This is a genomic window from Mesorhizobium sp. P2_B11 (genome assembly GCF_056404855.1).
Genome location: NZ_JBFUDF010000002.1, coordinates 23,080 through 49,888, shown reverse-complemented (window position 1 = coordinate 49,888; position 26,809 = coordinate 23,080). Strand labels below are relative to the sequence as shown.

Sequence of the window (26,809 nt, the reverse complement as noted above, 5' to 3'; positions counted from 1 at the left end):
GTCGCAAAATGAGGCGAAGCGCCCAAACTGCCAATCTCCCCCCTTGAGGGGGAGATGTCCGGCAGGACAGAGAGGGGGGCCTCGCGCCAGCATCTCAACCGTTTCACCGATCGATCCTTGTCGACAAAATAATCGACGACGCGGTCCGCTCGACCCCATCCATCGCCCCGATCTCATCCAGCAGCGCGTCGAGATCTCTTATCGACGGCGCGTCGACGATGACGATCATGTCGAAATTGCCGCTGACCGAATGCAGCGTCCTGACCGGCGGCAGCGCCTGCAAGGCGCGCACCACCTTGTCGGCGAGTTTTGGCGTGACGGTGAGCAGCACATGCGCCCGCACCAGCCCTTGCTCATAGTCCGGCGCCAGCCGCACGCCATAGCCGACAATAATGCCGCGCTGTTCCAGCCGCTCGATCCGGCTTTGCACCGTGGTGCGCGACACGCCGAGCTGGCGCGCCAGTTCGGCGGTCGAGGCGCGCGCATTGGCGCGCAGCAGGGAAAGCAGCTTTTGTTCGGCGTCGCTGAGCATTTCGACGATCCTTGTCGTCTTATCGTCCAAAGAGAGGGTTCGTTTCGAACAATTCCACGCTTCCTTTCGCCAGGCAAGCTGCGATTCTCAAGGCCATGTCGCTCAACCGCGCAGCGGTTCGGGCCAAAGGCTTTTGTGAGGGATCCAATCATGAAGAAAATCATCGTCGTCGGCGCCGGCAAGATCGGCTCCACCATTGCAGGCATGCTCGCCGACACCGGCGACTACCATGTCACCGTCGTCGACCGCGCGGCCGCGCAGCTTGCCGCGGCCGAACTTCCCGCCGGCGTCGAGGCGCTGGAACTCGACATCACCGCTCCCGGCGCCTTGGAAGCAGCCCTTGCCGGCGGCTTCGCCGTGCTGAGCGCCGCGCCCTTCCATCTCACCACCCGCATCGCCGAAGCGGCCGCCGCCACCGGCGTCCACTATCTCGACTTGACCGAGGATGTCGTCTCGACCCGCCGCGTCAAGGAGCTGGCCAAGTCGGGCAAGAGCGCCTTCATCCCGCAATGCGGCCTGGCGCCCGGCTTCATCTCGATCGTCGCCAACGATCTCGCCAGCCGTTTCGACTCGCTGGAAAGCGTGCGCATGCGCGTCGGCGCGCTGCCGCAATATCCGTCCAATGCGCTGAACTACAATCTGACCTGGAGCACTGACGGCGTCATCAACGAATATTGCGAGCCTTGCGAGGCGATCGTCGAGGGCGAGCTGATCGAAGTGCCGCCGCTGGAGGAGCGCGAGGAATTTTCGCTCGATGGCGTCACCTATGAGGCCTTCAACACCTCCGGCGGGCTCGGCACCCTGGCCGAAACGCTGAAAGGCAAGGTGCGCACGCTGAACTACCGCACCATCCGCTATCCCGGCCACGCCGCGATCATGAAGGCGCTGCTCAACGACCTCGGCCTGCGCCACCGCCGCGACGTGCTGAAGGACATTTTCGAGAGCGCTTTGCCGGCAACGCTGCAGGACGTGGTCATTGTCTTCGTCACCGTCTCGGGCCGCCGCAACGGCCGCCTGCTGCAGGAAACCTACGCCAACAAGATCTATTCGCAGCGCGTCGGCGACCAGGTCCGCAGCGCCATCCAGATCACCACCGCATCCGGCATCTGCGCCGTGCTCGACATGCTGGCCGACGGCAGCCTGCCGGCGACCGGCTTCGTCAAGCAGGAAGACATTGCACTGGATGCATTCCTGGCCAACCGGTTTGGACGGGCCTATGCCCAGCACGAGATGGTGAGCCGGCTCGCGAGCTGAGCTCCTTTACCCTCCCCCTTGTGGGGGTGAGCAGCCGGTTCGCAAAGCGAATTCATCGTGCCAGTGGCACGATGAAAGGCCAGCGAACGCCGGGACGCTGCGAAGCAGCGGGGACCCGGCCAGGTGGATCGGCTTTCACTCCGGCCCTTCGCAGGCTCAGGGCGTTCGAAGGTCGAAAAGCCAAGCAATTGGCTTTTCGTTCGCTGCGCGAACCGCATCTCACCCCCACAAGGGGGGGGTAAAGCGCCGCTCCAGCTACTTCCGCAGCACCATCGGTCGCCCGAGCAAAAACCGGATGAAATTATCCACGGTCCGCGGCGCCATGCTCGCCTGCGCCCCCTGTCGCCGCGCGCTTTCCTTTCGCGCGGGCACATTGGCTTCGACACCCGGCCGTCCCACGGTGAAAGACGGCTCCGCGACCGGCTTTCCCTTCAACACATTGGCGGCGTTGTTGTCGTGGATGACGATGCACCATTGCGCGCCCTTCGACGCCGCCACGACGGTGTTGTGGATCGTTGCCATCTTCGCGTGGTGCGCACCGTAGATGCCGCTCATCGACGGCGATCTCTTTTCGACCAGCGTGCCGAAAGCCGACGTCACGTAGTCGTGGTCGGTGTACCAATTGGTCGCCACGTGGAAATTGTGGCCGTGCGGAAAGGCGATGTACAGAGGTTGCGTATCCACCGTGCCTTTGGCGATCTCCGTGCGGGCATAGTGGTCGGCCCGCTCCATGAAGGTCGGGGCCAGCGCGTCATCGCTGTCGAGCCGCGTCAGCGAAACATACTCGGCATCGCTATCGGCCTGGACGAACGCATTGAAGCGCTCATTGTGATCCGCGCCGGCCTCGACGAGGATCGGCCTGACATCGACACCGGCCACGCAATCGCACACTGTCCTGATGTAGTTCTCGTGCGTGTCGGCATCGAATGCGAGCAGGACGGTAAAATCCTTCAGCGATTGCGCTTCAAGCGATGGCGCGCAATAGGTGTCGAACAAGGCCAGCCGCTCGACCAGCCACACCGGGTCGAGATTGGCGCGGCCCTTGCCATCCCACTGGCTCGGCTTGAAGCGCGCGGCGATGTTGTAGCGAATGGCGATGTATTTCTTCAGCCCGGTGCCCATGGGCTGACACTTAGTACATTCTGCTGACTTGCGACAATCGGTGGCTGGCGATGCCGCGCACTTCCCTTCTCCCCTTGTGGGAGAAGGTGGATCGGCGCTATCGCGCCGAGACGGATGAGGGGTGTTCCAGCGGAGTGAGACGCTGGTATTCCCTGGAGCACCCCTCATCCGTCGCCTTCGGCGACACCTTCTCCCACAAGGGGAGAAGGGGGAGCTTTAAATATGCAACGCGTGCCCCAGCGCCTTCAGCGCCGCTTCCTGGAATCCCTCGCCCTGCGTCGGATGGGCGTGGATCGTCCCGGCGATATCCTCCAGCCGCGCGCCCATCTCCAGCGCCAGCCCAAAGGCCGCCGCCAGTTCCGATACGCCTTGCCCGACCGCCTGGATGCCCAGCACCAGATGATTGTCCGCGCGCGCCACGACCCGGACAAACCCGTCTTCGCCGAGTTTGGTCATCGCCCTGCCATTGGCGGCGAAGGGGAACTGGCCGATCTTGATTTCGCCCAGCGCCTTCGCCTCTTCCGGCGTCAGACCTGCGGTGACCAGTTCCGGGTCGGTGAAGCAGACGGCGGGGATAGCCCGCTTGTCCCAGCTGCGCTTGTGGCCGGCGACGATCTCGGCGACCATTTCGCCTTGCGCCATCGCCCGGTGCGCCAGCATCGGCTCGCCGGTGACGTCGCCAATGGCGTAGATGCCGCGCATCGAGGTGCGGCACTGGTCGTCGATCTTGATGAACTTGCCCGCCATATCGAGGTCGATCTGGTCGAGGCCCCAGCCTTCGGTCACCGGCTTGCGGCCGACCGTCACCAGTATCTTGTCGGCGGCGATTTTGGTGCTCTTGCCGTCCGCGGTCTCGACCAGCAGCGCGTCGCCCTTCACGCCCTTGGCCTTGGCGCCGAGCATGACTTCGACGCCGAGCTGACCAAGCCGCTTCACCACCGGCCGGGTGAGCTCCGCATCATACTGCGCCAGCACGCGCGGCAGGGCTTCGACCACGGTCACCGCGGCCCCCATCTTGGCGAAGGCCATGCCGAGCTCCAGCCCGATATAGCCGCCGCCGACAACCGCGAGCTTCTTCGGCACGTCGCTGAGCGCCAGAGCCTCGGTCGACGAAATCACTGGCCCGCCGAACGGCAGGAACGGCAGTTCGACCGACGCCGAGCCGGTGGCGATCACTATCGTTTCGGCGCGAATGATCTGCGTGCCGGTCTCGGTCTCGACCGCGACGGTCTTGCCATCGCGAAACGTCGCCCAGCCATAGACGGTCTTGACCTTGGCCTTCTTCAGCAGCCCGGCGACACCGCTGGTCAGCCGGCTCACAATGCCGTCTTTCCAGGCGACGGTCTTCGACAGATCGAGCGCGGGCGCCGCGACCGAGATGCCGAGCGGACTGGCGCCGCCGGCCATATGCGCGACCTTCTCGAACTCTTCCGCCGCATGGATCAGCGCCTTGGACGGAATGCAGCCGACATTGAGGCACGTGCCGCCCGGTTTGCCGGCTTCGACGATCACCGTATCGATACCGAGCTGGCCGGCCCGGATGGCGCAGACATAGCCGCCGGGACCAGCGCCGATGACGAGCAGCTTGCAGGAGATTTCTTTCATCTTGGCACACTCTTTCTGGTGGCGAAGGCCCCCTCATCCGTCCGCTTCGCGGCCACCTTCTCCCCGCTGGGGAGAAGAGGCGAGCACCGGCGCCGGCGACCTCCTCTCCCCTTGGGGAGAGGTCGGATTGCCCCGAATTGCCCTTTGCAATTCGGTTTTGGCAATCCGGGTGAGGGGGCCTTGGCGACCGTTCTCATCGCCCCTCAATCCACGAAAATCAGCGCCGGCGTTTCCAGCAGCGCCTTGATGCGCTGCACGAACACCGCGGCGTCCCAGCCGTCGACCACCCGGTGGTCGAAGCTCGACGACAGGTTCATCATCTTGCGCGGGATGAACTGGGTGCCGTCCCAGACCGGGCGCACCATCATCTTGTTGACGCCGACGATCGCCACTTCCGGATGGTTGATCACCGGCGTCGTCGCCACGCCGCCCATGGCGCCGAGCGAGGTGATGGTGATGGTCGAGCCCGACAGCTCGTCGCGGCTGGCCGTGCCGGACTTCGCCGCATCGGCGAGCCGGTTCAGCTCGGCCGCGCAATCCCAGAGGTCGCGCGCCTCGGCGTGCTTGACCACCGGCACGACCAGCCCCGACGGCGTCTGCGCGGCAATGCCGATATGCACGCCGCCATGCTGGTGGACGATGCCGGCCTCGTCGTCGAACAGCGCGTTGATGTTGGGCTGGTCGGCAATCGCCTTGACCATCGCCCGCATCAGGAACGGCAGCAGCGTCAGCTTCGGCCGCTCGACGCCCTTGCGCTTTTCCTTGTTGAGCGCGGCGCGCAATTCCTCGAGCGCGGTGACGTCGATCTCCTCGACATAGGTGATGTGTGGGATGCGCGATTTCGCCAGCGACATTTTTTCGGCGATCTTGCGCCTCAGCCCGATGACCTTGATGTCCTCGACGCTGTCATTGCGGGCGAGACCCGACGCCTTCGCCACCTGCGGCCCACGCGCCAGAAAAGCTTCCAGATCTTCATGGCTGATGCGGCCGGCAGGACCGGTGCCTGAGACCTGGCGCAGATCGATGCCGGCTTCCTTTGCCCGCAGCCGAATGGCGGGCGACGCCAGCGGCTTTTCCCCCTCCGGACGCGGCGCGCCGGACACCCGCTCTGCGGCTTTTGGCGCGAAAGCTACAGGCGCGGTTTTGGCCGCCGGCTCTGCCGGCTTGGGCTTTGCAACCGGAGCAGCTTCGGGCTTTGCTTCGGCCGGTTTTGCCGACTCTTCGGCTTTCGCCGTCTGCCCACCGGCATCCGGCTTGAAATTGCCCTCACCCGCCACTTTCAGCCGCACGATCGGCGAGCCGATCGCCACCGTGTCGCCGATCTCGGCGCCCAGCCACAGGATCTCGCCATCGACCGGCGAAGGAATTTCGACCGTCGCCTTGTCGGTCATCACGGCGGCAAGCACGGAGTCCTCGCGCACGAGATCGCCGACCTTGACGTGCCATTCGACAAGCTCGGCCTCGGCGACGCCTTCGCCGACATCGGGCAGCTTGATGATGTGTTCGCCCATCTTAAGCTCCCATGGTTTCGAGAAGCGCGCGGCCAACACGGGCCGGCCCCGGGAAGTACTCCCACTCCTGCGCATGCGGATAGGGCGTGTCCCAGCCGGTGACGCGCGCCACCGGCGCTTCGAGGTGGTAGAAACAATTCTCCTGCACCAAAGCCGAAAGCTCGGCGCCGAAGCCGGAGGTCAGTGTCGCCTCGTGCACGACGACGCAGCGCCCGGTCTTCTTGACCGAGGCAACGATGGTGTCGAGGTCGAGCGGCAGCAGCGTACGCAAATCGATGATCTCGGCATCGATGCCGGTTTCTTCCACGGCCGCCTGCGCGACATAGACCATGGTGCCGTAAGCGAGCACGGTGACGGCGGAGCCCGCCCGGCGGACCGCCGCCTTGCCGAGCGGCACGGTGTAATGACCGTCGGCGACTTCGCCCAACTCATGCTTCGACCATGGCGTCACCGGCCGGTCGTGATGACCGTCGAACGGGCCGTTATAGAGCCGCTTCGGCTCGAGGAAGATCACCGGGTCCGGATCCTCGATTGCCGCGATCAGCAGCCCCTTGGCGTCATGCGGGTTGGACGGCACCACCGTCTTCAGCCCGGACACGTGGGTGAACAGCGCCTCCGGACTCTGGCTGTGCGTCTGGCCCCCGAAAATGCCGCCGCCGGTCGGCATGCGCACCACGATCGGACAAGTGAAATCGCCGTTCGAGCGATAGCGTAGCCGCGCTGCTTCCTGGGTCAGTTGGTCGTAGGCCGGATACATGTAGTCGGCAAACTGAATCTCCACGCACGGCTTCAAGCCATAGGCGGCCATGCCGATGGCCGAACCGACAATGCCGGATTCGTTGATAGGCGCATCGAAGCAGCGGCTTTTGCCATATTTCGCCTGCAGGCCATGCGTCACGCGGAAAACACCGCCGAAATAGCCGACATCCTCGCCATAGACGACGACTTTTTCGTCCCGCCCCATCGACACATCCATGGCGTCGCGGATGGCCTCGATCATGGTTCGTCTCGGCATGGTTCAGACTCCCGCCTGCTGGCGCTGGCGCCTGAGATGCGGCGGCATCTCGGCAAACACGCCCTCGAACATTTCGCGCGTCGACGGCTTGCCGCCGGCATGCAGCGTGCCGTTGCTCTCGGCTTCCTTCTGCGCCGCGATCACCGTTTCCAGGATTTCGGCTTCCGCCTGGGCATGGCGCTCATCCGACCAGACGCCGCGCTGGATCAGATGGTTCTTCAGCCGCACGACCGGGTCGCCGAGCGGCCAGGCATCGGATTCGGTCTTCGGCCGATAGGCCGACGGATCGTCCGAGCTCGAATGCGCGCCGGCGCGGTAGGTGACATATTCGATCAGCGTCGGCCCGAGATTTTTGCGCGCCCGCTCCGCCGCCCATTTGGCCACCGCATGCACGGCAAGATAGTCATTGCCGTCGACGCGCAGCGCCGGAATGCCGAAGCCAAGGCCACGCGCGGCAAAGGTGCCCGAGCCGCCGCGGGCAATGCCCTGAAAAGTCGAGATCGCCCACTGGTTGTTGACGACGTTGAGGATGACCGGCGCCTTGTAGGTCGATGCGAAGACAAGGGCGGAATGGAAGTCGGATTCGGCAGTCGAGCCGTCGCCGATCCAGGCCGCGGCGATTTTCGAATCGTTGGAGATCGCCGAGGCCATCGCCCAGCCGACCGCCTGGATGTACTGCGTCGCCAGATTGCCGGAGATCGAGAAGAAGCCGTGCTCCTTCGACGAATACATGATCGGCAGCTGCCGCCCCTTCAGCGGGTCGGCCTCGTTGGAATAGATCTGGTTCATCATCGTCACCATCGGATAGCCGTCGGCGATGAGCAGGCCGGCTTGCCGATAGGTCGGGAAATTCATGTCGCCCGGCGCCAGCGCCTTGCGGAAGGCGCAGCTCACCGCTTCTTCGCCCAGATGCTGCATGTAAAACGAGGTCTTGCCCTGGCGCTGCGCCATCTGCATCCGCGCGTCGAAGCTGCGCAGCGTCATCATGTGGCGCAGGCCTTCGAGCAGCTCCTCATCGGTGAGCAGCCCGGCCCACGGCCCGACCGCCTCGCCGTCGCGGTTCAGCACACGGATAATCGAAAACGCCATGTCGCGGATGGTGCGCGGATCGACATCGATCTCGGGCCGCGGCACCGAGCCGGCATTGGGGATGGGCACGTTGGAGAAGTCAGGCGTTCCGCCCGGACGCACCTCCGGCTCCGGCACATGAAACCGCAACATCCCAGCATCGGCCATGACCTTCATCCTCCAATGTTGCCCGGTCGCGAATATTTGCACATCTGCGCCGCCAGACCAGTGCGATTTCGTGAGGGCCAGAACACGCACCCATCCTCCCGGTCATCGGCCTGTTCAGGACCGACGTGGCACGCGGCGCCAAGATGCAGATATGGCGACGAAATTTCTTGTCGATGTTTTAGGGTGGCGCGCAATTAGGCGGAAGTTTGCGGGGCGATTGCCGCCAGATAAGGCAAGTGGGACGCTCGACTCGCGCGGCCTCCCCTTCTCCCCGCCCCGCCGCAATTCAGTTGCGTCCGCCGGACGCAAAACCCTATCTTTGCGGGATCGTTTGGGGGAAGCAGGCATGCCAGGACGATCGACGGCCTTCATTGCTTTGGCCATTGTTGCGTTTCTGGCATTGGCCGGTCGAACGGCTTTCGCCCAGTCGGAGTCGGACGATTGCATCAGCGTCTTCTATCGTACGAAGGATGTTGCCTGCCTCGACCGCCTCGTCGCCACCTTGGACAATGCTCCGCCCGGGATCGATAACGGAACGATCATCGGGTTTTTCGCCGCCTTGTTCGACAGCGCACCGGAGCTGCGGCAAAAACTGCTGGATGGGGTGCGTTCCGATCGCGCGGCTGAGTTCTATCTGGCCTCACTTCGCAAGGCAGGTCTGGTTGACGAAGCCCGTCGTTTCGCGTCGACGCGAAAATCGAACGATCCAGTATCCGCCGACGTCACGCCGCTGAAAACGGTGATCCCGGTCTCCATTGCGATGGACAATGATCTACTGCTTGGCGCCTATATGGCGACGGGAGACCTGACCTACATCGATCATGTTCTAGAAAATCTTCGCACCAGTCGTGACGGCATGGCGGCGGATGCGATCCGCATCGGTCTCGTGATGGGGAAATTCGGCGGCGCAGGAGCGCCGGGGCGCCGCAACATCATGATTATTGAGGCTTGCCGGAAATACGGATGTCCCAGGAACCAGCCATCGTCAGATATGATGCGTTCGTTGACGATCGCGTCGGCCGTATGGGCCATTCGGTCGCTGGCGGGGACCGACATCGCCGTCAAACAGGAACTCGATCGCTTTTTCCAGACCAATCCACGTCTGGCGACCATTCTGGCGAGAGAGCAGAACGCGTTTGCCAACTACCTGATTTTGGTGACCGTGTGGTCGGTGAAGAAGGATGAGGCGATCGACGCTGCATTGACGGGCTATGAACGTCTCGGCCCTGCCGATACCTTGCTCAATCCGGACAGCGTCAAATCCCTTGAAGGCAAGAAGTAGCGCTGAACATCAAGTTTGTTCACCCGGCGCCCATGCCGTGCTAACCACCCATTCATGGCGCAGAAAAAGGGATACGAGGTCGATTCGTGGCTGGCGAAGCCGGACGCGCGTATCTCGATCGTCCTGCTCTACGGCCCCGACCGCGGGCTGGTGGCCGAGCGGGCGAAAGCCTTTGCCGAAAAGACCGGCCTGCCGCTCGACGATCCTTTCTCGGTCGTCCGGCTCGATGGCGCGGAGGTCGATCGCGACCAGGGCCGGCTGCTCGATGAAGCCCGCACCGTGCCGATGTTTTCCGACCGGCGGCTGTTGTGGGTGCGCAACGCCAGTGGCCAGAAGCCACTGGCCGAGGACGTCAAGGCGCTGACGGCGGAACCCGCGCGCGATGCCATCATCCTGATCGAGGCCGGTGACCTGAAAAAGGGCGTCGGGCTGCGCGCCGTGGTCGAGGCCGCCGACACCGCTATGGCGCTGCCTTGCTATGCCGACGAGGCCCGCGACATCGACACGGTGATTGACGACGAACTGCGCAAGGCCGGCATGACGATGGCGCTCGATGCGCGCCAGGCGCTGCGCCGCAATCTCGGCGGCGACCGGCTGGCGTCGCGCGGCGAGATCGAAAAGCTGGTGCTTTATGCACATGGCCAGCGGGAGATCGGCCTCGACGACATCAAGGCGATGTCCGGCGACGTCTCCGGCGCTTCTTTCGACGATGCCGTCGACGCGGTGCTGCAAGGCAAGATCGGCGACTTCGACACCGCCTTTACCCGCCATTGCCTGTCCGGCGGGCATCCGTTCCTGGTGCTGTCGTCGGCGATGCGGCAGTTGCAGCAGCTGCAGGTCATGCGCGGCCAGATGGACTCAGCCGGCCGCAATGCCGCTTCGGCTGTGGCCGGCGCGCGCCCACCGGTTTTCTTCACCCGCCGCAAGCTGGTGGAAAAGGCGCTGGAGCGCTGGACCATCGATGCGCTGACCCGCGCGCTCAACCGGCTGCAGACGGCTGTACTGCAGACACGGCGCAGGCCGGACCTGTCCGAAGCCCTGGCCCGCCAGGCGTTGCTTGGCATTGCAGTGGAAAGCGCAAGGCTGGGGCAGCGGTAAGGCGATTGGCTTTCCCCTCGACGCTTCGTCATCCTCGGGCTTGACCCGAGGATCCATGCCGTGGCCTTCAGCGTAGAGTGCAGCCGTGCAGAATTCTGTAATCGCAGCAACGCCTTAGTGTCACGGCATGGATAGAGAACGCTTGCGCTCCTTCGCGCCCCCCTCTGCCCTGCCGGGCATCTCCCCCACAAGGGGGGAGATCAGCCGTCGCCAGCGCTTTCGCCGTTCCCGCACCTCCATCCGTCAATTCATTATCATCGCGTCCATCGGCTGGAACGTCGGCAGCGCCTGCGGAAAGGCCAACACCGCGGCGCCATAAAGGAGCAGAGCGACACCCGACAGCTTTGCGATCCTCTGCCCTGACGGCAGGGTCTTTTCGGCAAAGATCAGCAACGTGACCACGGCCATCGCGGCGATGTTCATGATGCCGAGAGGAAAGAGCGCGAGGAACAAAAGCCAGCAGCAGCCCAGGCAAAACAGTCCATGCTCCAGGCCCATGCGCACCGCGCCCCACCGACCGTCGCGCCATGAGGTCAGGATGAAACCCATTGGCGTACGGCATTTGGCCAGGCACAGATCCTTCAGCGGTGACAATTGATAGGCGCCTGCCATCACCAGCAGCGCGCCGCCGATGCGCGCGGCCGTGGCGGCCGACATTCCCGCATGCGCTGCAATAAGCTCTGCGCCCGCCGCACCGCCAAAGGCGAGCGCGCCCATCGCGCCCCAAAGCAGCATGTAGGCAGCCACGAAAAACCAGGTCGAGACAAAAGTCTCGGCGCGCCCCCGCTTGCCGGCCTGAACGCGATGAAACGTCAGCACCATCGGTGCGGCGGTCGGGAACATCATGGCAATCATCATGATCATCCAGACGGCAAGAAACAGCGGCGCCTTCATCCCCATGGTGGGTGAATACATCTGCATGTCCGCGTCCATGCCGAGCGACTGCCAGACAAGCATGGTCCACGCTGCCGCGGCGACAACAAGCAGCAGCGCGAGAATGATGTTTCGCTGCAATATCAGCGCCATGGGGCCAAGTCCGTTGCGGCTGGAAAACTACTGCTGGCCGGACCAATTGATCGGGGCATAGTGGCCGTTGCGGCGGGAATTGTCCCAACGCATGCCATGGTCGCTGAACGTGCTGCCTTCTGCCCCCATCGCCAGAGCGAGCCAATCGGGGTTGACCGGATGGCCGGTGGCCGCCCACATCTGCCCGTCCTCGCGCATGGTCGGCAACGGCTCAACCGCCATCTGCATGATGCCCTCAATCTCAGCCGACCGCTTCTTGCCGTCGATCCGATAGTCTATCGGCACCTTCTTGGCGCCGAGGTTCGTGCCGATCATGGGTGCCAGCACCGCCATCGGACCGCCTGCGGCGCCGGTGAAGATCGCGCCCAGCGCTTCCGTTTGCTTGTCGTCGGCCCGTTCGTCGATATACGCGGCAGCCGTCCAATTGCCGTCGGCCATCGGGCCCGGTGCGTGCGCAACCATCACAACATTGAGGCCATCCAACCGAACCTCACCGTATTTGCCGGTGTCGATATGAAAGGCCAGGCCAACGTCGCAAACGCCTCGCGTCGGCTTCGATGTCAGCTGCGCGTTGGCGGACAGCAGGCAAGGACACACGACATCGCAGTTGCAATTTTCGAAGTAACTTCCAGACAATTGCCAGCTGACCGCCATGTGCACCTCCCCGCTTGCGTCGGGCGCGTCGGCATATCGCTTGGGCGAGGTGGTGCCGTTCACAAATGCGAACGGCAATTGGCCCCGCCGCGACTGGTCGGCACGCTAGGGCAATGTAAGCTATATCTAATTTACGTTACGCCGTTGCCCGGCACTGTCAAGCAGCGGCGCGGGCGCTGGCGATTGGCGAAAGCCGAGGCGATGTTGCGATCTCCCCCTTGTGGGGTTGAGGAGTGGTCCGCGCAGCGGACGGAAAGCCAATTGCTTGGCTTTTCGAGCGACGAACGGCTGGCAAGCCAGAGGGGGGCGCTGTCCCGCCGACGTCTCAGTCAGTCACAGCCAGACTATTGAGAGTCATAGGGGGACGTGTGGGCGAAGGGCCGGTCAGGTCAGCGTTCCTTCGCGCCCCCCTCTGCCCTGCCGGGCATCTCCCCCACAAAGGGGGAGATCAGCAGCCCTCGCCGCTTTCGAAATTGCGGAGAGCCCAGCGCAATAGCGGCGCTCGCGTCTATCACCGATATATCAGCGCAAAAACCTAAGCTTAAGCCAAAACGTCATTTGCCGGCTAAATAGCGTGACGGCTCAATCGCCTAGCGCTCGTCCTTCAACCGCCGGCACAGTTCATCAAGCTGCTCCAGGCTGCGGTAATTCACGCGGATCGCGCCGCCCTTGCCCTTGTGCTCGATGGTCACGATCATGCCGATCGTGTCGGTCATCAGCTTTTCCAGTGCCAGCGTGTCGGCATCCTTGTCCGATCCACTTTGTGCCGGCTTGGCCTTGGGTGGCGTGCCGCCCGCCGGCATCTGCGCCAGTGCTTCGGCTTGGCGCACCGAAAGACCCTCTTCGACGATCTGCTTGGCGAGCCCGGCCGGATCCTGCGCCGTCACCAGCGTGCGGGCATGGCCGGCCGACAGCGCGCCGTCGACCAGCATGTCGCGGATAACGTCGGGCAGCTTCAGCAGCCGCAGCGTGTTGGCGACATGGCTTCGGCTCTTGCCGATGACATTGCCCAGGTCAGCTTGCGTATAGCCATGATCGTCGATCAGCTGCTGGTAGCCCATCGCCTCCTCGACCGGATTGAGGTCGGTGCGCTGGACGTTCTCGATGATAGCCAGTTCAAGTGCCGTGCGGTCGTTGACGTCGCGAATGATGATCGGGATCTCGGTCAGACCGGCGCGCTGCGCCGCCCGCCAGCGCCGCTCACCGGCGATGATCTCGTAGCGGCCAGCCTGCGTCGGCGACGGTCGCGCCACCACCGGCTGCACCACGCCATGCTCGCGGATCGATTGCGCGAGATCGGTCAGGTCGGCGTCGCCAAAATGCCGGCGCGGGTTTTTCGGGTTCGGGCTGACAAACTCGATCGGCACCTTGCCGTCGGCGCTTGCGGCTGGCTTTTCCGGCGCCGCCGGGCGATCGATCTCGCCGATCAGGGCCGCCAGTCCACGCCCCAGTCTTTTTCTCGAAAGGTCTTCGTTCATCTCAATTCCAGATTCTTGGATCGTTTCGGTATCGAATCGGTTGGTTTCATCACCCAATTCTAATCAAGCGGCGCGCAATTTACGCTCGCGGCGGATCACTTCGGACGCCAGCTGCAGATAGGCCTGGCTGCCCGAGCATTTCAGATCATAGAGGATCGCCGGCTTGCCGTAGGACGGCGCCTCGGACACCCGCACATTCCTAGGGATGATGGTCTCGTAGACCTTGTCGCCCATATGCGCCCGCACATCCTCCACCACCTGGTTGGCGAGGTTGTTGCGGCCGTCATACATGGTCAGCACGATGCCCTGGATGATCAGGTCCGGATTGATGGTGCGACGCACCTGCTCGACCGTCTCGAGCAACTGGCTGAGACCTTCCAGCGCGAAGAATTCGCATTGCAGCGGCACAAGAACAGAATCGGCTGCCGCCATGGAATTCAACGTCAAAAGGTTGAGCGAGGGCGGGCAGTCGATCAACACATAGCCGAACGGCGCGCCGCGTTCGGTCGCGGCACGCAGCGCATTGCGCAGCTTGAGCACCCGGTCGGGCGCCGACGCGATTTCCATCTCGATGCCGAGCAGGTCGAGCGTCGACGGCACGATCGACAGGCCGGGGACAGCCGTCGGGATCGCCGCCGCTTCCAGGTCGAGCTCGCCGGTCAGCACGTCATAAGACGACACCGTGCGGTCCTTGCGGTCGATGCCGAGACCGGTCGAAGCGTTGCCTTGCGGATCGAGGTCGACGATCAGCACCTTTTCGCCGATCGCGGCCAGCGCCGTGGCCAGGTTGATGGCGGTCGTGGTCTTGCCGACGCCGCCCTTCTGGTTGGCGACGGTGATGATGCGGGGGCCAGTTTTCATGGGTCTATGCCAAATATTCATTTGCGGGTCGCCAAAGGGTCGCCGGCGGTCGCGAAGAAGGCTTACGCAGTCCGCAGATCGGCCAATTCGAGGATGACGCCGTGGGCGTCGGTCATACTCGGATGTTCTACCAGATCGAAGGCCCAGCGGTGAGTGCTTTCTTCCACTTCAGCGCGGTAATCCCGGCCTTTGTGGAACAGAGCGCGCGACCCCTTGGTCAGCCATGGCGCCGACAGATCGAGCAGCGCCGGAAGCGCGGCAAGCGCCCTTGCCGTGACGATTTCCGGTGCGGAAACAAGCGCATAGCTGTCGTCGATGCGCCGCGCAACGACCCGAGCCGGCAAACCGAACTGGCCGATCACCGCTTGCAGGAACGATGCTTTCTTGCGGTTGCTTTCGACCAGATCGATCGACGCGCCGTCGCGCTCCACCAGCAGGAAAGCCAGCACCAGACCGGGAAAGCCGCCGCCCGAGCCGAGATCGACCCAGCGTTTGGCCTCAGGTGCGATTCGCGCCAGCTGGGCACTGTCCAGAATGTGGCGACCCCAGACATCGTCCAGCGTCGACGGCGCGGCAAGGTTGATGCTGCGGTTCCATTTTAGAAACAGCTGTTCGAACGCCACCAGGCGCTCGAATGTTTCACGTGAAACCGGTCCCGCGGCCTCTTGCAGGCTCTTCCATGAGGCAGCGCTCACGCAACGGCCCTTTGCGCCGCCGATTCGGCATTGCGGACATGCGCGACGATGATCGCCAGCGCCGCTGGCGTCATGCCTTCCATGCGCTGCGCATCGGCGATCGAGCGCGGCTGCCGCGTCCGCATCTTCTGCTTTAGCTCATTAGAAAGTCCTGGAACATCGGCGAAGTCGACCGAGGCAGGGATCAACCGGCTTTCCTCATGCCGGATCTGCGCGACATCCGCTTGCTGACGATCAAGGTAGACCGAATATTTCGCTTCCGTTTCGAGCCGCTCTGCTGTCTTCGCGTCGATGGCGCCAAATGCCGGCGCCACGCGCGTCAACCAGGCGACATCGACACCGGGATAGGCGAGCAGTTCAAACGCCGAGCGGCGCACGCCATCCTTGTTCACCTCAAGCCCATGCCGCGCCGCTTCATTGGGCGTCATGGTCGTTGCCCGGGCGAGGTCGCGTGCCTTATCAAGGTCCTCAGTGACTTCATTGAATCGCTGCATCCGCTGCGACGAAGCAATCCCGAGCCGCATCGCCAGCGGCGTCAGCCGCTCATCGGCATTGTCGGCCCGCAGCGACAGCCGGAACTCCGCCCGCGACGTGAACATGCGATAGGGCTCGGCAATGCCGCGGCTGGTGAGGTCGTCGACCATCACGCCGATATAGGCTTCAGTCCGGCTAAGCACGATCTGGTCGCCCGCCGAAGCCTTGCGCGCGGCGTTCAGCCCGGCAAGCAGGCCTTGCGCGCCGGCTTCTTCATAGCCGGTGGTGCCGTTGATTTGTCCGGCCAGGAACAGACCGGCGATGCGCTTGGTTTCCAGCGTCGGCTCGAGCTCGCGCGGATCGACATGGTCGTATTCGATGGCATAGCCCGGCTGCAGCATGGTCGCGCGCTCCAGCCCGGGAATGGTCTTCAGGATGTCAAGCTGTACATCCTCGGGAAGGGAGGTCGAAATACCGTTAGGGTAGACGGTGTCATCGTCGAGGCCTTCCGGCTCCAGAAAGATCTGGTGGCCTTCGCGATCGCCGAACTTGACGATCTTGTCTTCGATCGACGGGCAGTAACGCGGCCCGACACCTTCGATCGAGCCGGAATACATCGCCGAGCGGCCGAGATTGGCTCGGATCAGCTCGTGCGTCGCCGGCGTCGTGCGAGTGATGCCGCAATGAATCTGCGGATTCTTGATTGTGTCGGTCAGCAGCGAGAACGGCGAGGGATGTTCATCCGCCGCCTGGCTTTCCAGCGACGCCCAGTCGATGGTGCGGCCGTCCAGCCGCGGCGGTGTGCCAGTCTTCAGCCGCCCGAGCGCGAAACCGGCGCGGCTCATGGTTGCCGACAGGCCAAGGCTCGCCTGCTCGTTCATTCGCCCGGCGACGATCTTCTTCTCGCCAATATGAATGAGGCCGCGCAGGAAAGTTCCAGTGGTCAGAACAACGGCGCCGCAAGCTAGCCGCCGCCCACCAGCCAGGACCACAGCCGCGATCCGTCCCTCTTCGATCTCAAAATCCAGGACCTCGCCCTCGACGACGTCGAGATCGTTCTGCTGCCGAATCGCTTCCTGCATGGCCAGCCGATAGAGCTTGCGGTCGGCCTGGGTGCGCGGCCCGCGCACGGCGGGGCCCTTGCGGCGGTTGAGCAGGCGGAACTGGATGCCGGCCGCGTCGGCAACCCGACCCATCAGCCCGTCCATGGCGTCGATCTCGCGCACCAGATGGCCCTTGCCCAACCCGCCGATCGCCGGGTTGCAGGACATGACGCCGATCGTGTCGAAGCGCAGCGTGACCAGCGCGGTCCTGGCGCCAGCGCGCGCGGCAGCACTGGCCGCCTCGCACCCGGCATGGCCGCCGCCCACCACAACCACATCATAGTGATCGATCATTTCGTCTTCCAAATTCAGAGGTTGCCGACACATGTCCCCGAGAGGCGGCGCTGTCAAGGATGGCGGGCGATTCGTTTTGCCTTGCGCGCGTGGTGGCAGCGAGATTGCGATGTTTCACGTGAGTCACGGGACCGGCGGGTATTTACCGCGGATAGCGCGGCCCCTCATCTGCCTGCCGGCATCTTCTCCCCGTGAACGGGGAGAAGGGCGCAGCTCAGACGCCGGCGCGAACTTTGGTGGTTGGCGAAATCCCCGATGACAGCATCTTTCTCCCCGTCACTATACGGGGAGAAATGTCCGGCAGGACAATGAGGGGCAGCGCTGGCCTCCGATGCAACCGGCGCTTGTTTCACGTGAAACGACCCGGCGGCCATGTTTCACGTGTCAGGCAAGTCCCAATGTTTCACGTGAGTCACTTCCCGATACAAAACTGCGAGAAAATGACATCGAGCAAATCCTCGACATCGACCGCCCCAACAATCCGCCCCAGCCGATCCGCAGCGAGCCGCAGCTCCTCCGCCCGCAATTCCTGGCCACGCGCCTCCTGCGCCAAAGCCGAGACCAGATAGTTCATCGTCTCATTGAGCAGCTCTACATGCCGCAGCCGCGACGGCAGGATATCGCCGGCACTGCCAATCGAAGCGGCGGCCCACCCGCCGATGTCAGCCAGCAGTTCAGCCAATCCCGTTCCGTTCATGGTCGATATCGCGGCATCATAGGTTCCGGCCGGCAGCCCATCTTTCAGCAGGTCAACCTTGGTGCCAATCTTCAAAGTCGGGATGCCCGCCGGCATGTCCCCAACAGTGACCGGGTTCACCAGATCCTCCAGCGCCAGCACCAGGTCAGCAGTACGCGCCTTGGCGCGCGCCTTCTCGATGCCGATTGCCTCGACCTTGCCTGGCGCGTCGCGCAGGCCCGCTGTGTCGGTCACTCTTACCTTTACGCCGTTAAGGTCCAGCACCACCTCGAGCAAATCCCGCGTGGTGCCCGGTTCATCCGTGACAATCGCCGCCTCGCGCCGGGCAAGCGCGTTGAACAGGCTGGATTTGCCGGCATTCGGTGCACCTAGGATGACCACCTCAAAACCGTCGCGAATGATCTCCGCAGCGTGAAAACCGTCGATATGGCGGCTGATCTCGTCCACCATCGCCTTAACGTCCGACCAGACCGTATCCGAAACGGAACCCGGGACATCCTCCTCATCCGAGAAGTCGATTTCGGCCTCGATCATCGCCCGCGCATGGATCAGCCGTCGGCGCCAGCTGACATAGAGCGCGCTCTGCGCGCCCTCGGCATTCTGCACGGCAAAGCGGCGTTGCGCCTCGGTTTCGGCGTTCACCAGATCGGCCAGCGCCTCGGTCTCAACCAGATCCAGCTTGCCGTTGAGAAAGGCGCGGCGGGTGAATTCGCCGGGCTCGGCATGACGCACGCCATCGAAGCCGGCGATCGTCTCCAGCATCTTGCCGGCAACAGCGCGGCCGCCATGAACATGGAATTCGGCGACGTCCTCGCCGGTAAAGCTGTTCGGACCTGGAAAGAACAGCACCAGGCCGTGATCGATCAGCGCTCCGTTCGGCACCCTCAGCTTGCGCAACGCCGCAACCCTGTCCTTAACCATGCTTCCGGCGATCGTTTCGACTACGAATCGAGTCTTCGCGCCGGAAATGCGGATGACGGCGATACCTGCGGGCAGGCGGCCGCTGGACAGCGCAACTATCGAATCGCCTGAAATCATTTGCCCGCTCTAGCCAATCGCTTCGGGTGGTCTCCGTTTCGCGGAAACGGTGACCGCCCTATCTCTTTGTTTTAACGCAATTCCGACTTCGGAAAACCGCTCACACTTTTCCTGGAATTGCTCTAGCTTGAAACCCATCCCGACACCGCCAAACCGAGCGTGCCCGCCCTTGACCTTGCCTGCGCAAAACCTGCTTGCCGACGAAGCCAGCCCCTATCTGCAGCAGCACAGCGGCAATCCTGTGCATTGGCGGGCCTGGTCGCCGGCGGCGCTCGCCGAAGCCAAGGCTTTGCAGCGGCCGATCCTGCTCTCGATCGGTTACGCCGCCTGCCACTGGTGCCATGTCATGGCGCATGAAAGCTTCGAGAACGACCAAGTCGCCGCCGTCATGAACCGGCTGTTCGTCAATATCAAGGTCGATCGCGAAGAGCGGCCGGACATCGACCAGATCTATATTGCGGCGCTTTCCTCCATGGGCGAGCAGGGCGGCTGGCCGCTGACCATGTTCCTCAACCCCGACGGCAAGCCATTCTGGGGCGGCACCTATTTTCCACGCGAGGCGCGTTATGGCCGTCCGGGCTTCATTCAGGTGATGGAAGCGGTCGACAAGGCCTGGCGGGAGAAGCGGGAAAGTCTCGACCAGAGCGCCGACGGCCTGACCAATCATGTCGAGGCGCGGCTGGCCGGCATTCACGCCAAGGCCACGCTCGACAAAGCGACGCTCAGCGATCTCGCCGGCCGCATCGACGGCATGATTGACCGCGATCTCGGCGGTTTGCGCGGCGCGCCAAAATTTCCCAATGCACCGTTCATGCAAACGCTCTGGCTGTCCTGGCTGCGCGACGGTGCCGCCTCGCACCGCGACGCGGTTCTCATCAGCCTGGAGAAGATGCTGGCCGGCGGGATCTACGACCATGTCGGCGGGGGCTTGAGCCGTTACTCCACAGATGCCGAGTGGCTGGTGCCGCATTTCGAAAAGATGCTCTACGACAATGCGCAGCTCATCCGCCTGTGCAACTGGGCCTATGCCGCAACCGGCAATGATTTGTTCCGGATACGAATCGAAGACACGGTTGCCTGGCTGCTGCGCGAAATGCGTGTCGAGGGCGGTGCCTTTGCTGCCAGTCTCGATGCCGACAGCGACGGCGAGGAGGGGCTTTTCTACACCTGGAGCAAGGATGAAATCGAGTCCGTGCTTGGCGACGATTCGGCCTTGTTTTTCAGATACTTCACGCTCTCCAGCCCACATGGCTGGGAAGGCAAGCCGATCGTCCATCAGACCGATGCCCAGCAGAGCCAAAGCGTGCCTGACCGGGACGTACTGATCCCGTTGAAGGAAAAGCTGCTGGCGGCGCGGGAGCAGCGCGTCCGTCCGGGCAGGGACGGCAAGGCGCTGACCGACTGGAACGGCCTGATGATCGCGGGTCTCGCCGAAGCCGGCCGCTCGCTGGACCGTCGCGACTGGATCGACGCAGCCGCAAAAGCCTTCGCCCACATCGCCGAAGCCAGCCAGGACGGCCGCCTGCCGCACTCCATGCTCGGCGCCAAGAAACTGTTCCCGGCACTGTCCAGCGACTATGCCGCGATGACCAATGCGGCCATTGCGCTGTTCGAAGCGACAGGCGACTCAAGCTATGTCGATCAAGCGAAACAGTTCATCGATCAGCTCGACCGCTGGCACAGGGATAGCGACGGGACCGGCTATTACCTGACGGCCTCCGACAGCACCGATGTGCCGATCCGCATCCGCGGCGATGTCGACGAGGCGCTTTCGTCCGCCACCAGCCAGATCATCGAGGCCCTGGTTCGGCTGGCCTCGGTCACCGGCGATCTCGAATTGCAGGACAAAGCCTGGCGCGTCGCGGAACACGCCATGGGCCGGGCAGGGCACCAGTCCTATGGCCAGGCTGGTATCGTTAATGCCTGTGCCCTGGCGCTCGAACCATTGAAGCTGGTGCTGGTCGACTCGCCAGAGAGTCCAAGCCTCGTTCCGGTTGCGAATCGGAATCCCGACCCGCGTCGCGTCGACATCGTCGTAGCAATTGGAACGGAAGCGAATCGACCGGCTTTGCCGGGTGGCATCCTGCCACCAACCGGCCGACCGGGCGCATGGTTTTGTACCGGCCAGATCTGCCTGCCGCCGGTGACCGATCCGCAGGATCTCGAAGCTCTGCTGCGACGCAGCCAATAAGCTCAACTGCCATTCAGTCCAAGGCTGACGGAAGCGGCGTGGCGTCGATCGCGGGCGCGCGCGGCTTGAACAGCAAATCCCTGGCCGCCACCACAGCCCCGACGGTGATCAGGATGCAGGCGAGCGCGACGGACCAGTGGAAGACGCCAAAACCAGCCAGCAGAAGCACGATCACCGAAAACAGCGGCGCGGCATAGGACAGCGCGCCGAGGATCATGATGTCGCCGTGCTTGCAGCCATAGTCCCAGGCATAGAAGCCGGCGCCGAGCGGTATCGTACCGAGGATGACAATGGCGCTCCATTGCGTCGCCGTCTGCGGCCAGACGGTTGTTTCAAGCGTCAGATGCAACACCAGGGCAACCGCCGCCGTGATGAAGCAGTAGCCGGCCACGACATCGGTCGGCACCTTGCCGAAGCGGCGCGACAGCACCGAATAGGCTGACCAGACGAAGGCGCAGAACAGCGCGATGACATGGCCGGTCATCACCCCATTGGCCAGTCCGACGTTACCGCCTTTAGTAATCACCACGATGGCGCCCGCCAGGCCAAGCACGACCCCGACGATGTGGTGAAGCCTGAGCTTTTCTCTTGGCAGGAAGGCGGCGAAGACAACGATCAGCAACGGCCAGAGATAGGCGATCAGGCTGACCTCGACCGGCTGCGCCGACTGGATGGCGAAGAAATAGGCGCAGTGATAGATGCACAGACCCGCCGTGCCGAGCGCCCAGACCTGCCATGGCTGGCGCAGCGACCGGATCGCCGCCGGGCGAACGAGCCAGCTCGACGCGCCGACCAGCCCGCCAAGCAGGAAGGTCATCGCCGCAAGCTGAAAGGGCGGAATGGGTCCCGCCGCCGTCGAAAGCAGCGCCAGGAACGACCATGTCAGAATGGCGGAGAAGCCGATCAGGGTCGGGATTGTTTTCTTCATGCGGCTTCCAATCGTCGAGGCCTTGAGTCCTCGCACGAAGGGAGCGGCGGAAGTTGCCGTCTATGGTCACTCCGTATCGGGAATGCGACCTGTCGCCGGCCGATAAAGCGGGCGATTGGCCCTGCACGGAGCAGGTGTGTTTGCCGGTGGTGACGGATGCTGGGGAGTTGGAGCGATTGTTGCGGCGCCGGTAGCGGGCCTTACCCTCCCCCTTGTGGGGAGGGTCGGCTCATGATCGCAGCGAAGCGTAGATCGTGAGACGGGGTGGGGGGTGCTCGTAAAGCGCTTTCGTTGCGCAGACCCCCACCCCGCTCCGCTTCGCGGATCGACCCTCCCCACAAGGGGGAGGGTAAAGCACTTACGTGTTCATCGAATCGAAGAAATCGGCGTTGGTCTTGGTCTGCTTCAGCTTGTCGATGAGGAACTCGATCGCGTCGGTGGTGCCCATCGGCGCCAGGATGCGGCGCAGCACGAAGATCTTCTGCAGGTCCTGCTTGGAGACCAGCAGGTCTTCCTTGCGGGTGCCGGACTTCAAAATGTCCATGGCCGGGTAGATGCGCTTGTCCGCCACCTTGCGGTCGAGCTGGATTTCGCAGTTGCCGGTGCCCTTGAACTCTTCGAAGATGACTTCGTCCATCCGGCTGCCGGTGTCGATCAGCGCGGTGGCGATGATGGTCAGCGAGCCGCCTTCCTCGATGTTACGCGCCGCACCGAAGAAGCGCTTCGGCCGCTGCAGCGCATTGGCGTCGACACCACCGGTCAGCACCTTGCCGGATGACGGCACAACGGTGTTGTAGGCGCGGCCGAGGCGGGTGATCGAATCGAGCAGGATGACGACGTCGCGGCCATGTTCGACCAGGCGCTTGGCCTTTTCGATGACCATTTCGGCGACCTGGACGTGACGCACCGCCGGCTCGTCGAAGGTGGATGAGATAACCTCGCCCTTCACCGAGCGCTGCATGTCGGTCACTTCTTCCGGCCGCTCGTCGATCAGAAGCACGATCAGATAGCATTCCGGATGGTTGGCGGTGATCGAATGGGCAATGTTCTGCATCAGCACCGTCTTACCGGTACGCGGCTGCGCGTTGATCAGTGCGCGCTGTCCCTTGCCGATCGGCGCCACCAGGTCGATGACGCGCGGCGAGATGTCCTTCGAGGTCGGATTGTCGATCTCCATCTTCAGCCGCTTGGTCGGATAGAGCGGCGTCAGATTGTCGAAATGGATCTTGTGACGGATCTTTTCGGGATCGTCGAAATTGATGGTGTTGACCTTGAGCAGCGCGAAATAGCGCTCGCCCTCTTTCGGGCTGCGGATCGGCCCTTCAACGGTGTCGCCGGTTTTCAGCGAAAAGCGGCGGATCTGCGAGGGCGAGATGTAGATATCGTCGGGACCCGGCAGGTAGTTGGCGTTGGCGGAGCGCAGGAAACCGAAACCGTCCTGCAGCACCTCGACCACGCCATCACCGATAATCTCGATTTCCTGGGCGGCCAGTTTCTTCAGGATGGCAAACATCAGCTCCTGCTTGCGCATGACGCTGGCGTTTTCCACCTCGAGCGATTCGGCATAAGCGATCAGCTCTGGCGGTTTCTTGTTCTTGAACTCTGCGAGTTTCATTTCTTGCATAGACGGACTCTGAGTAGGCTTTTTGAGGGAAATATCGGCTGGATGCGACAAATGCCGGGCGCGGCCGAAAAGCGAAATGGGCGGCGCATGACGGGAAGGAAGACCCGTCTTGTATCGTCGGTCGGTTGAAAGAGCAAGCCGCCTTTTGCGGAGCACCTCTCGGGCTCCGCATCGTGCTTTCTGAGAAAACCGGTTCCGGTTTTCAGGTCGTCTGCGAAGCCTCAGAACGGCTTGACGATGACCAGCACCACGATGACGATCATCAGCAATGTGGGGATCTCGTTGACGATCCGCCAGTGCCTGGCCGGTTTTTCGTTGCGATCCTCGGCGAATTTCCTCACCGCTCCCGATAGATAGCCGTGCACGCCCGACATCAGAATGACCAAGCCGATCTTGGCGTGCAGCCAGCCGCCGTGGAAACCAAAGCCCTTCCAGGCGAGCCACAGGCCGAACACCCAGGTGATGACCATGGCCGGGTTGATGATGCCGCGCAGCAGCCGGCGCTCCATCACCTTGAAGGTTTCCGACTGAGCCGAGCCTTTCTCGGTATCGGCGTGATAGACCAGCAGCCGCGGCAGATAGAGCATGCCCGCCATCCAGGAGATGACGGCAATGACATGGATGGCCTTGGCCCAGGGATAGAAATCATCAGGGCCGAACAGGAACAACAGCCCGGCCAGCACCAGGAACACCGCAATGGCGATGGCCGCGCGACGCATGGCGCCGGCGCCGCTTTGATCTTTGCCCATCATGGTCATGACGCGCTCCGCACCTGCTTCACCATTGCCTCGACATGCGCCACCGGTGTCTCCGGCGTGATGCCGTGGCCGAGATTGAAGATCAACGGTCCGTCGCCCAGCGCCTTCAGGATCGCATCGATGCCGTCGGATAACGCCTTGCCGCCAGCCACGAGCCGCAAGGGATCGAGATTGCCTTGCACGGCGCCACCGGCCTGCAATGCCTTCGCTGCCGCCAGGGGCACCGTCCAGTCGATCCCCAGCCCCGTCACACCGGTCTTCTCACGATAGCTCTCATAGCGAGCACCGGCACCTTTGGGAAAACCGATGATTGGAACATCGGGATGAACGGCGCGCACCTGCCTGACAATCTCCGCCACGGGTTGCACACAGAACTGCTCGAAAGACGCATCGTCGAGCACGCCGGACCAGGAATCGAAAATCTGCACGACATCGGCGCCGGCTTCTATCTGGCGAATGAGGTAGGCGGCTGAATGATCGGCCAGCACCTTCAGGAGTTGCTTAAAGGCTTCTGGCTCGCGATAGGCAAACAGCCGGGCCGGCGCCTGGTCGGGCGTGCCGTGGCCGGCAATCATGTAGGTCGCCACCGTCCACGGCGCGCCGCAGAAGCCGATCAGCGTCGTCTCGTCAGGCAGCTTTGCCCGCAGCCGCCGAACCGTTTCGTAGACGGGCGAGAGATTCACGTGAAACGTTTCGCTGTTGAGCGCTGAAATCTCCGGTGCCGTGATGGGCGTCAGCAGCGGTCCTCGACCCTCCTCAAAGCGCACGTCGCGGCCGAGCGCATGCGGCACGACAAGGATGTCTGAGAACAGGATCGAGGCATCGAAGCCGAAGCGCTCGATCGGCTGCAGCGTCACTTCGACAGCCAGGTCCGGATTGTAGCAGAGATCGAGGAACGATCCGGCGCGCTTCCTGGTCTCGCGATACTCCGGCAGATAGCGCCCGGCCTGACGCATCATCCAGAGCGGCGGCGGAAACACAGCCTTGCCTCTCAGAACGTCCAGCATGATGCGGTTCTCGGGCATTGAGCGCTCTCTTCCCTGCCTTCTCTTATAATTAAATAGTCTATTTCTAGAATCTTCTGATTCTAAGAGTCTGTTGGTTGTGGTGGTTGTCACCTGTCCCGCTTCGCTCTCGAAAAGGCCAGCCAGCATATTGTCGCGTGCTTCTCTCGCGGGATTGGCGGAGAGTGTGGATGACCAGGATTCCATTACTGGAGTCAAAGGCTTGACGACAGCGCTGCAAAACGCGCCCTGTGGATGGAGCCCGAACAAAAACGACCGTCCCCAAAATTGTCCCCAGCCGCCCAACGAAGCCGACAGCGCATCGAATTGTGGACAACTCGCCATCTGATACAGTCGCCTCCGGCCGGTCCTCTTCCCGGTCCCTGTTTATCCACACAAGCCCACAGCCTGAGGCGCCCCCTGTGAACAAACCCCAGAGCTTCTTCCACCTGCACCTGATCTCCGACGCCACCGGCGAAACGCTGCTGGCGGCCGGTCGCGCGGCTTCCGCGCAATACAAGGATGCCCGCGCCATCGAGCACATCTACCCGCTCATCCGCACCGAAAAGCAGGTGGCGAAAGTGTTCGAGGACATCGAGGAGGAGCCGGGCATCATTCTTTATACGGTGGTCGACCAGAAGCTGGCGCGCGGCATAGACGAGCGTTGTGCCGCCATGGGCCTTCCCTGCGTTTCGGTGCTGGAGCCGGTGCTCACCGTGTTCCAGTCCTATCTCGGCACCCCGGCCGGCCGCCGCGTCGGCGCCCAGCATGTGCTCGACGCCGACTACTTCCGCCGCATCGATGCGCTCAACTTCACCATGGAGCATGATGACGGCCAGCTGCCGGCCAATATGGATGATGCCGACATCGTGCTGATCGGCATTTCCAGGACGTCGAAGACGCCGACCAGCATCTATCTCGCCAACCGCGGCATCAAGACCGCCAACATCCCCATCGTGCTCGGCGTGCCGGTGCCCGAAAGCCTGGTCAGCGCCTCGAAGCCGCTGATCGTCGGCCTGATCGCCACTGCAGAACGCATCTCGCATGTCCGGCAGAATCGCATCTTGGGCAACAGCAGCACCTATGAGGCGACCGATTATGTCGACCGCGCCCTGATCACCGAAGAGCTCGCTTATGCTCGCCAGATCTGCACCCGCCACAACTGGCCAATGATCGACGTCAGCCGCCGCTCGATCGAGGAGACCGCTGCGGCGATCGTTGCCCTCAGGGGGAAGAATAGATAGATGAGCGAAGAATGAGTTTGCCGCGCTTCCTGGCGGAGGTTCGGCGCTGCCCCTCACCTGCCTGCCGGCATCCTCTCCCCGTATA

At 63.1% G+C, this 26,809-nt stretch carries 22 protein-coding genes; 5 read left to right on the top strand and 17 right to left on the bottom strand.

Going from position 1 to position 26,809, the window contains the following annotated elements; all coding sequences use genetic code 11:
• Positions 1 to 103: 103 nt before the first annotated feature.
• On the bottom strand, positions 104 to 532 hold the full coding sequence (locus tag AC1DYJ_RS04645) for an Lrp/AsnC family transcriptional regulator (protein WP_477287852.1): 429 nt from the start codon (positions 530 to 532) through the stop codon (positions 104 to 106).
• 150 nt (positions 533 to 682) lie between these two features.
• Between AC1DYJ_RS04645 and AC1DYJ_RS04640 the strand changes: the two genes are divergently transcribed.
• Positions 683 to 1,786 carry a saccharopine dehydrogenase family protein gene (locus AC1DYJ_RS04640; protein WP_477287850.1) on the top strand — a complete coding sequence of 368 codons (1,104 nt, stop codon included), beginning with the start codon at positions 683 to 685 and terminating at the stop codon, positions 1,784 to 1,786.
• Between the two features lie 255 nt (positions 1,787 to 2,041).
• Here the strand turns inward: AC1DYJ_RS04640 and AC1DYJ_RS04635 are convergent, their stop codons facing one another.
• The 5 genes from AC1DYJ_RS04635 to AC1DYJ_RS04615 form a co-directional block, all read right to left on the bottom strand.
• The gene (locus AC1DYJ_RS04635; RefSeq protein ID WP_477287848.1) at positions 2,042 to 2,908 is read right to left on the bottom strand and encodes a glycosyltransferase; all 867 of its coding nucleotides are present in this window, start codon (positions 2,906 to 2,908) and stop codon (positions 2,042 to 2,044) included.
• A gap of 216 nt (positions 2,909 to 3,124) precedes the next feature.
• On the bottom strand, positions 3,125 to 4,513 hold the full coding sequence (lpdA, locus tag AC1DYJ_RS04630) for a dihydrolipoyl dehydrogenase (RefSeq protein WP_477287846.1): 1,389 nt from the start codon (positions 4,511 to 4,513) through the stop codon (positions 3,125 to 3,127).
• A gap of 203 nt (positions 4,514 to 4,716) precedes the next feature.
• The gene (locus tag AC1DYJ_RS04625) at positions 4,717 to 6,024 is read right to left on the bottom strand and encodes a dihydrolipoamide acetyltransferase family protein (protein ID WP_477287844.1); all 1,308 of its coding nucleotides are present in this window, start codon (positions 6,022 to 6,024) and stop codon (positions 4,717 to 4,719) included.
• Position 6,025: 1 nt separating this feature from the next.
• Entirely contained in the window at positions 6,026 to 7,039 is a 1,014-nt protein-coding gene (locus AC1DYJ_RS04620; RefSeq protein WP_477287842.1) for an alpha-ketoacid dehydrogenase subunit beta, read from the bottom strand.
• A 3-nt stretch (positions 7,040 to 7,042) separates the two neighbouring features.
• Positions 7,043 to 8,275: a thiamine pyrophosphate-dependent enzyme gene (locus AC1DYJ_RS04615; RefSeq protein ID WP_477425969.1), complete on the bottom strand. Its 1,233-nt coding sequence runs from the start codon at positions 8,273 to 8,275 to the stop codon at positions 7,043 to 7,045.
• 346 nt (positions 8,276 to 8,621) lie between these two features.
• Between AC1DYJ_RS04615 and AC1DYJ_RS04610 the strand changes: the two genes are divergently transcribed.
• Together AC1DYJ_RS04610 and holA are read left to right on the top strand one after the other, a co-directional pair.
• Positions 8,622 to 9,557, top strand: a complete 936-nt coding sequence (locus AC1DYJ_RS04610) for a hypothetical protein (RefSeq protein WP_477287838.1) — start codon at positions 8,622 to 8,624, stop codon at positions 9,555 to 9,557.
• Positions 9,558 to 9,611: 54 nt separating this feature from the next.
• A complete protein-coding gene (gene holA, locus AC1DYJ_RS04605) occupies positions 9,612 to 10,655 on the top strand; it encodes a DNA polymerase III subunit delta (RefSeq protein ID WP_477287836.1) in 1,044 nt (347 codons plus the stop codon).
• A 243-nt stretch (positions 10,656 to 10,898) separates the two neighbouring features.
• On the opposite strand, the gene AC1DYJ_RS04600 is transcribed toward holA, so the two are convergent.
• From AC1DYJ_RS04600 to mnmE, 7 genes are all read right to left on the bottom strand, one after another.
• Positions 10,899 to 11,681, bottom strand: a complete 783-nt coding sequence (locus AC1DYJ_RS04600) for a DUF2182 domain-containing protein (protein ID WP_477287834.1) — start codon at positions 11,679 to 11,681, stop codon at positions 10,899 to 10,901.
• Positions 11,682 to 11,708: 27 nt separating this feature from the next.
• Entirely contained in the window at positions 11,709 to 12,335 is a 627-nt protein-coding gene (locus AC1DYJ_RS04595; protein WP_477287832.1) for a DUF1326 domain-containing protein, read from the bottom strand.
• Positions 12,336 to 12,925: 590 nt separating this feature from the next.
• The gene (locus tag AC1DYJ_RS04590) at positions 12,926 to 13,813 is read right to left on the bottom strand and encodes a ParB/RepB/Spo0J family partition protein (RefSeq protein ID WP_477287830.1); all 888 of its coding nucleotides are present in this window, start codon (positions 13,811 to 13,813) and stop codon (positions 12,926 to 12,928) included.
• A 63-nt stretch (positions 13,814 to 13,876) separates the two neighbouring features.
• Positions 13,877 to 14,674 (bottom strand): ParA family protein, encoded by a 798-nt coding sequence (locus AC1DYJ_RS04585; RefSeq protein ID WP_477287828.1) that lies wholly within the window; start codon positions 14,672 to 14,674, stop codon positions 13,877 to 13,879.
• Between the two features lie 62 nt (positions 14,675 to 14,736).
• Complete coding sequence (gene rsmG, locus AC1DYJ_RS04580) at positions 14,737 to 15,369, bottom strand: 16S rRNA (guanine(527)-N(7))-methyltransferase RsmG (RefSeq protein WP_477287826.1); 633 nt, start codon at positions 15,367 to 15,369, stop codon at positions 14,737 to 14,739.
• The gene (mnmG, locus tag AC1DYJ_RS04575; protein ID WP_477287824.1) at positions 15,366 to 17,240 is read right to left on the bottom strand and encodes a tRNA uridine-5-carboxymethylaminomethyl(34) synthesis enzyme MnmG; all 1,875 of its coding nucleotides are present in this window, start codon (positions 17,238 to 17,240) and stop codon (positions 15,366 to 15,368) included. The genes rsmG and mnmG overlap by 4 nt, the downstream gene beginning before the upstream one ends.
• A 412-nt stretch (positions 17,241 to 17,652) precedes the next feature.
• Positions 17,653 to 18,975, bottom strand: a complete 1,323-nt coding sequence (mnmE, locus tag AC1DYJ_RS04570; protein WP_477287822.1) for a tRNA uridine-5-carboxymethylaminomethyl(34) synthesis GTPase MnmE — start codon at positions 18,973 to 18,975, stop codon at positions 17,653 to 17,655.
• A gap of 169 nt (positions 18,976 to 19,144) precedes the next feature.
• On the opposite strand from mnmE, the gene AC1DYJ_RS04565 reads away from it, so the two are divergent.
• Positions 19,145 to 21,166 (top strand): thioredoxin domain-containing protein, encoded by a 2,022-nt coding sequence (locus AC1DYJ_RS04565; RefSeq protein WP_477287820.1) that lies wholly within the window; start codon positions 19,145 to 19,147, stop codon positions 21,164 to 21,166.
• A 13-nt stretch (positions 21,167 to 21,179) separates the two neighbouring features.
• On the opposite strand, the gene yddG is transcribed toward AC1DYJ_RS04565, so the two are convergent.
• The 4 genes from yddG to hemE all read right to left on the bottom strand — a co-directional run bounded on the left by yddG (position 21,180) and on the right by hemE (position 25,501).
• Positions 21,180 to 22,094, bottom strand: coding sequence for an aromatic amino acid exporter YddG (gene yddG / locus AC1DYJ_RS04560; RefSeq protein ID WP_477287818.1), 915 nt, complete (start codon positions 22,092 to 22,094; stop codon positions 21,180 to 21,182).
• Positions 22,095 to 22,452: 358 nt separating this feature from the next.
• Positions 22,453 to 23,718, bottom strand: coding sequence for a transcription termination factor Rho (rho, locus tag AC1DYJ_RS04555; protein WP_112560220.1), 1,266 nt, complete (start codon positions 23,716 to 23,718; stop codon positions 22,453 to 22,455).
• Between the two features lie 221 nt (positions 23,719 to 23,939).
• Positions 23,940 to 24,470: a protoporphyrinogen oxidase HemJ gene (gene hemJ / locus AC1DYJ_RS04550; RefSeq protein WP_477287973.1), complete on the bottom strand. Its 531-nt coding sequence runs from the start codon at positions 24,468 to 24,470 to the stop codon at positions 23,940 to 23,942.
• Positions 24,471 to 24,472: 2 nt separating this feature from the next.
• Positions 24,473 to 25,501: a uroporphyrinogen decarboxylase gene (hemE, locus tag AC1DYJ_RS04545; protein WP_477287814.1), complete on the bottom strand. Its 1,029-nt coding sequence runs from the start codon at positions 25,499 to 25,501 to the stop codon at positions 24,473 to 24,475.
• Positions 25,502 to 25,767: 266 nt separating this feature from the next.
• Between hemE and AC1DYJ_RS04540 the strand changes: the two genes are divergently transcribed.
• On the top strand, positions 25,768 to 26,724 hold the full coding sequence (locus AC1DYJ_RS04540) for a pyruvate, water dikinase regulatory protein (protein ID WP_477426030.1): 957 nt from the start codon (positions 25,768 to 25,770) through the stop codon (positions 26,722 to 26,724).
• The last annotated feature ends 85 nt before the right edge of the window (positions 26,725 to 26,809 follow it).